10 protein-coding genes, 1 tRNA gene and 1 riboswitch are annotated in these 11,591 nt (G+C 45.1%); of the genes, 2 read left to right on the top strand and 9 right to left on the bottom strand.

From position 1 onward, the window contains the following. Positions 1-80: 80 nt before the first annotated feature. Complete coding sequence (gene thiD / locus ABWP14_RS06615) at positions 81-965, top strand: bifunctional hydroxymethylpyrimidine kinase/phosphomethylpyrimidine kinase (protein WP_353202184.1); 885 nt, start codon at positions 81-83, stop codon at positions 963-965. A gap of 20 nt (positions 966-985) precedes the next feature. On the opposite strand, the gene ABWP14_RS06610 is transcribed toward thiD, so the two are convergent. The 6 genes from ABWP14_RS06610 to ABWP14_RS06585 form a co-directional block, all read right to left on the bottom strand. Beyond that, the gene (locus ABWP14_RS06610; RefSeq protein WP_353202174.1) at positions 986-1,912 is read right to left on the bottom strand and encodes a thiamine phosphate synthase; all 927 of its coding nucleotides are present in this window, start codon (positions 1,910-1,912) and stop codon (positions 986-988) included. Positions 1,913-1,925: 13 nt separating this feature from the next. Further along, complete coding sequence (locus ABWP14_RS06605; RefSeq protein WP_353202173.1) at positions 1,926-2,744, bottom strand: thiazole synthase; 819 nt, start codon at positions 2,742-2,744, stop codon at positions 1,926-1,928. Between the two features lie 16 nt (positions 2,745-2,760). Then, positions 2,761-2,958, bottom strand: coding sequence for a sulfur carrier protein ThiS (gene thiS, locus ABWP14_RS06600; protein WP_353202172.1), 198 nt, complete (start codon positions 2,956-2,958; stop codon positions 2,761-2,763). After that, on the bottom strand, positions 2,949-4,094 hold the full coding sequence (thiO, locus tag ABWP14_RS06595) for a glycine oxidase ThiO (protein WP_353202171.1): 1,146 nt from the start codon (positions 4,092-4,094) through the stop codon (positions 2,949-2,951). The genes thiS and thiO overlap by 10 nt, the downstream gene beginning before the upstream one ends. Before the next feature lie 2 nt (positions 4,095-4,096). Then, positions 4,097-6,037 (bottom strand): phosphomethylpyrimidine synthase ThiC, encoded by a 1,941-nt coding sequence (gene thiC, locus ABWP14_RS06590; protein ID WP_353202170.1) that lies wholly within the window; start codon positions 6,035-6,037, stop codon positions 4,097-4,099. A gap of 39 nt (positions 6,038-6,076) precedes the next feature. Beyond that, positions 6,077-6,185, bottom strand: a riboswitch (TPP riboswitch). A gap of 48 nt (positions 6,186-6,233) precedes the next feature. Further along, positions 6,234-7,067, bottom strand: coding sequence for an NUDIX hydrolase (locus tag ABWP14_RS06585; RefSeq protein WP_353202169.1), 834 nt, complete (start codon positions 7,065-7,067; stop codon positions 6,234-6,236). 22 nt (positions 7,068-7,089) lie between these two features. On the opposite strand from ABWP14_RS06585, the gene ABWP14_RS06580 reads away from it, so the two are divergent. Further along, positions 7,090-8,748 (top strand): thiamine pyrophosphate-binding protein, encoded by a 1,659-nt coding sequence (locus ABWP14_RS06580; RefSeq protein ID WP_353202168.1) that lies wholly within the window; start codon positions 7,090-7,092, stop codon positions 8,746-8,748. A gap of 58 nt (positions 8,749-8,806) precedes the next feature. Here the strand turns inward: ABWP14_RS06580 and ABWP14_RS06575 are convergent, their stop codons facing one another. The 3 genes from ABWP14_RS06575 to ABWP14_RS06565 all read right to left on the bottom strand — a co-directional run bounded on the left by ABWP14_RS06575 (position 8,807) and on the right by ABWP14_RS06565 (position 11,538). Further along, on the bottom strand, positions 8,807-9,841 hold the full coding sequence (locus ABWP14_RS06575; protein WP_353202167.1) for a Bug family tripartite tricarboxylate transporter substrate binding protein: 1,035 nt from the start codon (positions 9,839-9,841) through the stop codon (positions 8,807-8,809). 208 nt (positions 9,842-10,049) lie between these two features. Continuing rightward, positions 10,050-10,124: transfer RNA gene (locus tag ABWP14_RS06570), tRNA-Arg, on the bottom strand. Positions 10,125-10,305: 181 nt separating this feature from the next. Then, positions 10,306-11,538, bottom strand: a complete 1,233-nt coding sequence (locus tag ABWP14_RS06565) for an MFS transporter (RefSeq protein ID WP_353202166.1) — start codon at positions 11,536-11,538, stop codon at positions 10,306-10,308. Positions 11,539-11,591: the final 53 nt, after the last annotated feature.

Genomic DNA, 11,591 nt, shown 5'->3' with positions numbered 1-11,591 from the left:
CTCGAACCAGGGACCTACGGATTAACAGTCCGGCGCTCTACCAACTGAGCTATCAAGGAATAAGCCGATATTATAGCAATATGAAATCATTTCGTCCTACATCAGCACAGATCCCTAGAGTACTGACGATTGCTGGATCTGATAGCGGCGGCGGCGCTGGCCTACAGGCTGACCTCAAGGTCATTACTGCATTAGGGGGCTATGGCATGTCGGTTGTTACCGCTATTACTGCCCAAAATACCCTAGGAGTTACGCGCATACAGGATGTTGATTTAGATGTAGTCGAAGCACAAATCGACGCAGTGCTTCTTGATATTGGGGCCAATATTGTCAAGATTGGAATGTTGGCAAGCCCTGAAATTGTCCGCACTGTTGCCAAAGCCTTGCGACGACATGATGTAAAACGTATCGTGCTAGACCCAGTTTTACGAGCAACATCTGGAGCTAGTTTGGGGGGTGATGATACCGCTCAGGCCATGATCACCGAATTATTTCCGATGGCTAGTATTGTTACTCCCAATATGGATGAAGCCTCTTTGCTGTTAGGTCGAGAGCTATTAGGTGTAGATGATTTCAAATTAGCCGCAGAAGAGCTACTAGAGATGGGGCCTCAGGCTGTTCTAATCAAAGGCGGTCATCTTGATGCAACGCATACTCAGATAACTGATTACTTATTATGGCGTTCTGTAGAAGATGGTCTTGAGGTCGTTCAATCAAAAGCATCTAAACATGATCGTATCAATACTGCTAACACGCATGGTACTGGATGTTCTTTAGCCTCTGCAATTGCTACATACCTGGCGGATGGCCATGATTTAAGTCATGCTGTCGCTAAAGCCATTGCATATGTTGAGGCGGGTTTAAAAGCTGGACGCTTTCTTAGTATTGGAGGGGGACCTGGGCCGCTTTGGCATATGCACGATTTTTACCCAAGCGCGCTATTGGATGAAACAAATCAAGAGTAATTAGGATAGAGCTTGCTCAGTTAAGTCTGCATTAAAGTTTGTAAGTGTTTTACTGTTGCCTTTGGGTCTACCGCTTCCGTAATGGCTCTGACAACTGCCACAGATCCCACGCCACTTTTTGCGACAGCAGGAATGCTATCTTGATCGATACCACCAATGGCTACTAAGGGGTAGTTACTTAATAGTTTTGTATATTGATAAAGGCGACCTAATCCCTGGGGGGCAGTAGGCATCCGTTTGAGGTTGGTAGGAAACACAGCCCCCATGGCAATATAACTAGGGCAATATTGATCCGCGCACACCATTTCTGCATAGCCATGAGTACTTAAACCAAGCCTCAAGCCAGCCTCTCTAATCGAATCTAAATTGGCTATTTCTAAATCTTCTTGACCTAGGTGAACACCATAGGCCTCTTCGTCAATCGCCTCGCGCCAATGATCGTTGATAAATAAGAGGGTCTTACTATCTTGCACTGCTTTGACGGATTCACGAATTTGTTTTAGAACTTTTCTACGGTCTTCAGATTTAAAGCGTAATTGCACAGTCGGAATTTCGGCATCAACCATCCGTTTCACCCAATCGGCATCTGGCATTACACCGTATAAGCCTAAGCGCTTAGGGCATTCTGCAAACGCCTTGGGGTTCATATTGCGCATCCAAGGTAAAAGATCAAAATGCTCGGGCCTATTAGGCCATTTCAATGCATCAAAACCGCCATCTTGTATTGTCATTCGCGACCAAGCTTTACCCAAAATTCGAGCGTCTTTTTCAATGAAGCCCATTTCTATTGCGGCTACTGCTCCTGCTAATTCATAGTGGTCGGAAGCAGCCACATTGTCAACTTGAGGTGTAGGCGAGTGAATGCTGTATTTCGGAATAGGAATACATAGATCATCCTTGCGATGTGCCGCAACAATTTGGTCTGCAAGATCTCGTATTAGGCTCATGTGATGATTTGATTTAGCTTTGATGCCAAAACGGTGTGCCTACTAAGGGTGTGCTCGCTTGGGCAGATGTTTGGGGTTTCATTGCGCCTGATAAGTAAGCAGATCGGCCAGCGTCAACTGCCATGGCAAAAGACTTGGCCATAGCTACGGGATCATCAGCCAAGGCAACTGCGGTATTGAGAAGAACACCATCAAAACCCCATTCCATCACGCTACAGGCATGAGATGGAAGACCAAGACCGGCATCAACTAATAAGGGCACTTTTAGGCGATCACGTAAGAGTTTCATTGCATAAGGATTGAGTGGGCCTTGACCGGTGCCAATGGGTGCAGCCCAGGGCATTACCGCTTGACAACCGACATCGACCAAACGCTGACACAAAATTAAATCTTCGGTGCAATAAGGCAGCACCTTAAATCCATCCTTGATGAGGATTTCTGCTGTTTGCACTAGGCGCAATGTATCGGGTTGAAGAGTGTAGTCATCGCCAATCAGCTCAAGCTTGATCCAATCGGTTTCAAAGACTTCACGCGCCATTTGTGCAGTTGTGATGACTTCTTGGGGGCTATGACATCCAGCAGTGTTCGGCAAAACAGGAACAGCCATTTTCTTCAGAAGATCCCAAAATCCACTATGCACTTCTGTTGTAGCACTTCCTTGGCGTCGCAGGCTCACCGTAATCATTGCAGGTTTGGCTATATTCACAGCGGTTACTAAGACCTGCGGAGATGGATAGCGAGAAGTCCCCAATAGCAAGCGACTAGCAAAACTTTCTCCATAAAGCACTAATGGATCTGCGCGATTGATAGTTTGAGGAAGTGGGGCTGTCATAAGAGTTGTTGTGAAATTAACCGCCTGTGACTGGTGTAATAATTTCCACTTGATCATTTTCATTCAGTGGATACTGAGCATGCTGACTTTTCGGTACAAACTGTAAATTAACGGCCACAGCATAGGGAGGTTTCGCTGCAATCAACGTTAAGGCATCACTCACCATGCTTTGATGCGGTAAGTCATATTCTTTTTGATTCACCATTACACGCATGCAGCGACTCCAAGAGAACTCTTTTCTGTAGTAATACTTAAGCCCAAATCAAGCGCAGTCTTACTTTCGCCATGCAAAATGAGCTCTAGCGTGCAATCTAGCATAGCCGGAGCAATCATAAAACCATGGCGATATAAGCCATTGATCATCATTAAATCCGACTTTCCTTTATCTTTTTGGATGTGGATTGCAGGCAAATTATCTTGTAAGGTGGGCCTACATTGAGTCGCCATTTCTAAAATACGAGCCTCGGCAAAGCCGCTATGGACTGTATAAACAGCGCTCAATAATTCCATGGCAGAACGAACGCTCATTTCAGACATATCGTCTGATTCAATTTCAGTTGCGCCCACAACATAAATATCATTCTGTTTAGGAGCAATGTAAATAGGGTAGCGCGGATGGATTAAACGGGTAGGTCTACGTAGTTTTACCTCTGGGGCATAAAGTCTGATGACTTCTCCGCGAACTCCGCGCAAAATCTTGCTGGATTGATTCCAGTCAGCTTGAGCTCCTAATCCACGGCAATCGATTACTTGCTTGTAAGTGCCTAAATCACGAAGAGATTCGGGGCTAACCGGACTGTGCCAATGACAATTGACCGATAGCAGATCTAGCTCAACTACTAGGGCATCTAGAAGTTGACGATTATCGAGTTGGCCTTCATTGGGTAAATACAAGCCTTGGTTAAATCGTTCTGCTACTTCAGGCTCAATATTCTGCAAGGCTTCATGATCAAGAGCCTGAGCATTGGCTAAACGTGGATTGCGTAGACTATTTTTATGTAAGTGTGCAGTAAAACGTTCAGCTTCATTACTATCTTGACGATGCCACACAATGATTGTGCCATCTTGTTGAAAGAATACCGGGATGTGCAGTTCACTAATCAGTGTTTTCCATCGAGGCAGACTATAGATGCCCATCTGCACAACAGCATCTTCAGTAATGGCCGATTCTGCTAGAGGCGCCAACATCGCGGCAGCAATTCTGGCGGCTGCTTGTTTGGCCTCTGGTCCAGTTTGATCAAAAATATCGACTTGAGCACCACGCTTAGCAAGTGCTACCGCTAGCATCCGGCCCATGAGGCCAGCGCCAACAATAGCAAGCTTGCTTTGCGAGAGTGCAGCTTTAGTCATGATTACTGATAGATTTCACTACCGCGCTTACGGAACTCGGCTGACATTTCTTCCATACCCTTATCGACTTGGCTAGCGTCTTGGGCAATTGGAATCACTTTGCCAGGTACCTTAGGATTGCCATCAGCGTCTAAGGTCGCAGCGTAATCACGTACTTCTTGTGTAATTTTCATCGAGCAGAACTTAGGGCCACACATCGAGCAGAAGTGTGCGATCTTAGCGCCCTCAGCTGGCAATGTAGCGTCATGGTATTCACGAGCACGTTCAGGATCTAAGCCAAGATTGAATTGATCTTCCCAGCGGAATTCAAAGCGTGCCTTTGATAGGGCGTTATCACGTACTTGGGCGCCCGGTAAGCCCTTAGCTAAGTCGGCACCATGAGCGGCAATCTTGTAGGTAATAATGCCTTCGCGGACATCTTCTTTATCGGGAAGTCCTAGATGCTCTTTAGGTGTGACATAGCACAGCATGGCTGTGCCATACCAACCAATTTGGGCTGCACCAATACCACTAGTGATGTGATCATAGCCTGGAGCAATATCGGTAATGAGTGGTCCCAGTGTATAGAAGGGCGCTTCTAAGCAATGCTTTAACTCTTCAGTCATGTTCTCTTCAATGCGCTGCATTGGAACGTGACCAGGACCCTCGATCATGACTTGCACATCATGTTTCCAAGCTTTGGCTGTTAATTCACCAAGGGTATGGAGCTCACCAAACTGTGCAGCGTCATTTGAATCTGCAATGCAACCTGGGCGCAAACCATCACCCAAACTAAATGACACATCATAGGCCTTCATGATTTCGCAAATTTCATCGAACTTTGTATAAAGGAAATTTTCTTTATGGTGTGCTAAACACCACTTAGCCATAATAGAGCCGCCTCTTGAGACGATGCCAGTAATACGATCTGCCGTTAAAGGCACATAACGCAGTAATACTCCAGCATGGATCGTGAAGTAATCCACACCTTGCTCAGCTTGCTCAATCAATGTGTCGCGGAACATTTCCCAGGTAAGGTCTTCGGCAACACCACCAGTTTTATCAAGCGCTTGATAAATCGGAACAGTCCCGATTGGTACTGGGGAGTTACGAATAATCCATTCGCGGGTTTCGTGAATATGCTTACCAGTAGAGAGATCCATGATGGTGTCAGCACCCCAGCGAATCGACCACACCATTTTTTCCACTTCTTCATTAATGGAGGAAGTTACGGCTGAGTTACCTAGATTGCCATTAATCTTTACGCGGAAGTTACGACCAATGATCATTGGCTCTAATTCAGGGTGATTAATATTGGCAGGAATAATGGCGCGACCAGCAGCAATTTCTTGCCGAACAAATTCTCCCGTGACGATATCTGGAAGATTTGCACCATAGCTTTTACCTGGGTGTTGCTTGAGTAATTGTTTGTACTCCGGATTTTTGCGAAGTTGCTCTAAACCCATCGACTCGCGCAGAGCCACATATTCCATCTCTGGAGTAATGATGCCTTGGCGTGCGTAATACATTTGACTGACATTTTTGCCGGCTTTAGCAACCCGCGGAGCGCTAATGTGTGAAAAGCGTAATTGTTGCGTAGCCTCATCCTGAGATCGTGCGACACCGTATTCAGAGCTTGGCCCTGCAAGTTGATCGGTATCCTGACGCTCGTTAATCCAAGAGTCACGTAGTCTAGGTAGACCATTTTCAAGGTTAATCACAATTTCAGGATCACTATATGGACCAGAAGTGTCGTAGACCGGTACAGGTGGATTGGATATCAACTCTTCACCAACGCGGGTTGGTAATTGTTCAATCATCCGAATCGGCGCTTTAATATCTGCGCGAGAACCTTGTAAATAGGTTTTAGTTGAGGCTGGGTAGGCAAACTTTTGCCCAAAGTCACGCTCTAAACTTTTAAGACTAGGTATTTCATGTTTGGTTTGATTTTTACTTTTGCTCATGCCCATCTCCTGACTGTTTTAGATGGACGAAACCGGGTGTGTCGGTCTGATGTAACTTCCCACGCCAGCATTATCTGGATCGGGTTTTAGGGTCTTTCTCAGCGCCTGATTATCTAAATCAATAATCAGGGCACCCCTGTTTCATCCTTAATTTAGATTTAACCATGAAACAGGAAAAATAGTATGGAAACAATAATTATTTGGTGCGTCGCAATATAAAGTCAGCGGTTACAAAGGCGGCATCACCAGTAAATTCATCAGCTAGGATCCTGGCAGCCGCTTCAGGCAGAGAAGTCTCAATAAATCCGCTCACTTCACCATCATGGTTAGTTGGCACAAATTGATCAGTTAGCTCTAAATCATAGACATAGAGCAACTCATCATGAAAGCCACGTCCTACAATAGGTCGACGCATGTGTATTCTGCCAATCGGCTCAATATTCGCAGCAATTTGCTCGGGTACGCCGGCCTCTTCCCATAACTCTCGACGAGCGCTGACCCACGGGGTTTCATCAGCAGTAATGCCGCCCGCAGCGATGTTATCCAATTTGCCGGGATCAGTAGACTTCGATTCACTACGTCGACCTAACCAAATCGAATTGGATTTTGTGTAGCCATTAATATGGGTGGCCATACTTTGGAAGCCGAAGGTACGAAAGGCGGCGCGCTCAAGGCGAAAATATTGATGGCCATTCTGATCCAACCAGGCAAAATCTTCATGACGCCATCCAGGAATAAAGCCTGCCAAACGCATCGTTTGAGCGAGTTGATATAGGCTTTTCGATAATTCTTGAGGTCGAGTCAGCGAAATGCTGATTTGATCATTGCCAATAGAAATAAATGGGATTGGATCTTTTTCTAAGGATTCTTGAAGGAAAGCGATAAATTCAGGATTAAGATGTCCAATAGTCTGTGTGCCAGCACTGCCGCCGATCAGCATAATCGGAAGAAAATCTGGCGGAGCAGAGCGCGCTGTATTTTGTAGCAGCTCTTCCAATGCGGCTAAGGTGCTGGTGGAAAGTGTATTCATAAAGAAAGTGTAAGAGAAAACGATGGTGACAGCCAAAAAAAATTTGCATGGCGGACAAATATTGGCCAATGCATTGGTTAGACAAGAAGTTGATTTCGCATTTGGCGTTCCGGGAGAGAGTTTTTTGCCCCTGCTTGATGGCTTGGTTGATCATCCTCAGTTTCGTTTTATAACTTGTCGCCAAGAAGGTGGTGCAGCCTATATGGGTGAAGCCTATGCGAAGCTTACAGGCAAACCTGGCGTAGTAATGGTGACTCGTGGTCCTGGCGCTTCAAATGCCATGATTGGTATTCATACTGCCTATCAAGATTCCACACCCATGGTGCTTTTAGTGGGACAGGTAGGTACAGACATGGTTGAGCGTGAAGCCTTTCAAGAGATCGATTACCGTCGTATGTACTCTGAATGTGCTAAGTGGGTCGGCAGCATTGATCGAGTGAACCGGATTGATGAATTTGTTTCTCATGCTTTTCATATCGCTCAATCAGGTCGCAAAGGGCCAGTTGTCCTTGCGTTGCCTGAAGATGTTTTGTATCTTACTGGTGAAGAAAAGCCAACTGCTGCAGCGCATATCGTTCAACCTGGACTAGATAGAGTGATCTTTGCAGATGCAATGAAGCAATTTGCAAACGCTAAAAATCCAATGGTATTGGCTGGTGGTGGTAATTGGAATAAGGTAGCTTGTGATAATTTAAGAGCTTGGGCAAATCGCGAAGGTGTTCCCATAGCCACTAGTTTTCGCTCCCAAGATCTGATTGATAATCGTGATCCTTGTTATGCTGGTGATCTTGGTATTGGAGCTAATCCTGCATTAGTTAAACGAATTGTAGAGGCTGATGTTTTACTGGTGATCGGCGAACGCCTTGGAGAGATGACTACCGCTGGTTACACTGTGCTGACGCCGCCTAAAGTAAATAACACTCTCATACATGTACTATCAAGTCCAGATGAATTAGGCCGTGTTTATCGCCCAGAATTTGCCATCAATTGCAGTCCTGAAAATTTCTGCATCGCCCTTGCTGAAATTAAAATGACCAAGGAATATTCTGCCCAACGGATGCAAACATCTCATACAGAATATTTAGAATGGTCTGCCCCAGTAACGGTACCTGGAAATTTGCAGCTAGCGCAAATCATGGCCTCACTACCTAATTTAATTCCGCGAGATGCCATTGTTACTAACGGGGCAGGTAACTTTGCTACTTGGGTGCATCGCTTTTATCCTTATGGTCCAATTCGAAGTCAGTTAGCCCCAGCTAATGGTTCGATGGGTTATGGTTTGCCAGCTGCCATTGCTGCAAAGATTGCTGATCCAAAGCGCGTCGTCATAGCAGTTTGTGGTGACGGTGACTTTATGATGAATTGCCAGGAGCTGGCAACTGCTGCAAGATACGAATCGTATCCAATCATTTTGGTGGTGAATAACGGTATGCTCGGAACCATCCGAATGCACCAAGAGAGAGAATTTACACAGCGCATCATGGGTACTGGCTTAACAAATCCAGACTTTATCAAGTTTGCAGATAGCTTTGGTATCCCTGGGTATCGCGTTACTCAAACTGAAGAATTTGAATCTGCCTTCACTAATGCTTTGAAAAGCAAACGTGGCGCTCTCATTGAATTGGTTTTAGATCCCGAGGTGATCACGCCTACAAAACTCTTATCTAAGCTGGCTAAATGACAAAGAGGAGCAAAGCTCCTCTTTAATATTTTCAGTTCGAATGCTTTAGCAATGAGACTTAGTCAACCCTGGCGCCAGATTCTTTTACAACCTTAGTCCACTTGGTAATTTCTGCCTTAATAAAATTGGCAAACTGGGCTGGTGTGTTGCCTACAGGTTGTGCACCCATCAATAGATACTTCTCCTTTACTGAGGGACTATTAATGGCTGCCATTAATTCTGCGCTGTCCTTACTTAAGATATCTGCAGGCATATTGGCAGGACCAACAACACCAAACCAAGAGGTTGCTTCATATCCAGGAAGGTTTGCAGCTTCAGCAATGGTGGGAAGATCTGGGAAAGCAGGTGAGCGTTTTGCACTAGTGACTGCTAATGCTTTAAGGCGGCCTGCGCGGATAAAGTTAATTGATGAAGGCAGATTATCAAACATAATATCTACATTGCCCGCCATCAAGTCAATGACTGCAGGTGGACTACCTTTATAAGGCAAATGCACCATATAGGTTTTTGTCATGGACTTGAACAACTCTCCAGCCATGTGAATCGAGGTGCCATTGCCGCTAGAGGCCATATTGACCTTGCCAGGGTTCTTTCGGGCATAGGCAATGAGGTCATTAACAGAGTTAATACTGTTCTTCGCAGCAAAGTCAGGATTGAGTACTAATACGTTTGGTAATTCTGCGACCAAAGTAATGGGCGTGAATTCTTTAATTGGATCAAAAGGTAACTTTCCGCCGCCTTGCGTATAGAGGGGTAGATTAATTCCATGGGTACCCACTGAAGCCATCAACCAGGTGTAACCATCAGGTGCGGACTTCGCAACAATTTCAGCGCCAATATTACCGCCTGCACCGGGCTTGTTATCAATTACAACATTCCATTTATTAGTAGTGAGCAATTCATTTTGCAGTGGTCTTGCGATGTTATCGGTTGCACCACCTGCAGGGAAGGGAACCACTAATCGAATCGGTTTATTCGGATAGTTACTCTGTGAGTAAGATGGTGATGAGAATGCTAGAAAGAAAACGCTACTGATGAGCGCTGAACCGATCTTTGCAATTTTTCTAATAGGGTGAGAGTGGGTTTCTTGCATCAATGTCTCCGTTATTAAATCTGTTTATCACATTTTTAAGTGAAATGAATTATATTTTTATATCTTTAATAGAATGTAAATCGTTTCCTAGTGCTTTGTCATTATTGCTTAACAATTGAGCATTCTAGCTAGGTCTATATAAATCTGCGACTTACGTAAACTTTTACCGATTTATCCACAATACCTGTGGATAAGTTCATACAAATTTTGGTCCCGCCGACAGGAATCGAACCTGTATCCCACGCTTAGGAGGCATGTGCACTATCCATTGTGCTACGGCGAGGTGAAGAAACACTAAAAGTATGCTAGTGAGGATAAATCAGATCACAGGATCCTACCATCCACACAAAGCCCAAACTTGATTGGTGATGGCAATCATCATGTCAGGTGCAAAGTAGGCTGTAAAAATGAAGAATAATACACCCCCCATCAGCAGATAGATCAGCCATTGCCAAAGACTTCTTTTAAGCATTGGCAACACGAGCTAGGGCACGCTCTTTAACAGGTAGGTTTACTAAGAAAGCAAAAATACCTAGCGCTATAGCAATTTCCCATACGATGAGATAAGAGCCAGTGCGATCAAATAGATATCCGCCAAAGAAGGCCCCACAGAAACTACCTAGTTGATGAGAAAAAAATACCAAACCTGACAGCATGCTGAGATATTTCACTCCAAAAATTTGCGCCACGATGCCATTGGTTAATGGAATCGTTGACAACCATAAATAACCCATGATCGCTGCGAAGATGTAGGTTGTGAGAGGCGAGAGAGGAATCACTAAAAAGCCAATAACCGCAATAGAGCGACCTAGATAGATAGCGGATAGTAAATATCGCTTTGGAAAGCGCTGTCCCAATACACCTGCACTATAAGTTCCAAAAATATTAAATAATCCAATCAAAGCTAAGGCTGTCGTTGCTACTGCTGGAGCACCCACGGCAGGAAAAATGCTCGACATATCCTTTAAATATGGTGCCAAATGAACCGCAATAAAGACCACCTGAAAACCACAGACAAAATATCCCAGCGTGAGCAAACGAAAGCTCGGATTCTTCATCGCCTCCTTAAGAGCCTCTTTGATGGTTTGATCGCCTAATTGATGTTGGTGACTAAAATTTTTCTCACGTAACATAAAGGCGGCGGGAATCATGAGGCTGGCCATGAGTGCCAATAAAAGTAGGGCATCTTGAGCACCAAATATGCTGAGGAAGCCTTGCTCAACTGGAATCATGAGGAATTGCCCAAATGATCCAGCGGCCGCCGCAATACCCATAGCCCAAACCCTTTTATCAGCAGGCACATTGCGACCAAGGATGCCGTAAACGATGCTGTAGGTGGTAGCTGTTTGGGCAAGACCAATGAGCAGCCCCCCTGCCATTGTGAAACTCAGCGCATCAGTCGAAAGGGCCATTCCCGCTAAGCCTAGGGCATACAAGATGCCTCCAGCCACCATAATTTTGAGGGCGCCAAAACGATCAGCTAATGCGCCTGTAATTGGCTGAAATATTCCCCAAATTAAGTTTTGCAATGCCATGGTCAGGGCAAATGTTTCTCGTCCCCAGCCGTTTTCTAGGGTGATGGGTAAGTTAAATAATCCAAAGCCATGACGAATTCCCATGGATAAGGTCACCATCAGTCCGCCAAAAATGAGGACCTGCCTGATCGAGAGAGAGGGTTTTGTCAGAGAATTGGTCATATTGAATGTAATCAGGGACTTATAGAGTTTGCTGCAAATAAAATAGGCAGATT

The organism is Polynucleobacter sp., from assembly GCF_040400325.1.
Lineage (GTDB): Bacteria > Pseudomonadota > Gammaproteobacteria > Burkholderiales > Burkholderiaceae > Polynucleobacter.
Note: the sequence above shows the minus strand (reverse complement) of the source record. Positions and strands in the feature narration are given on the sequence as shown.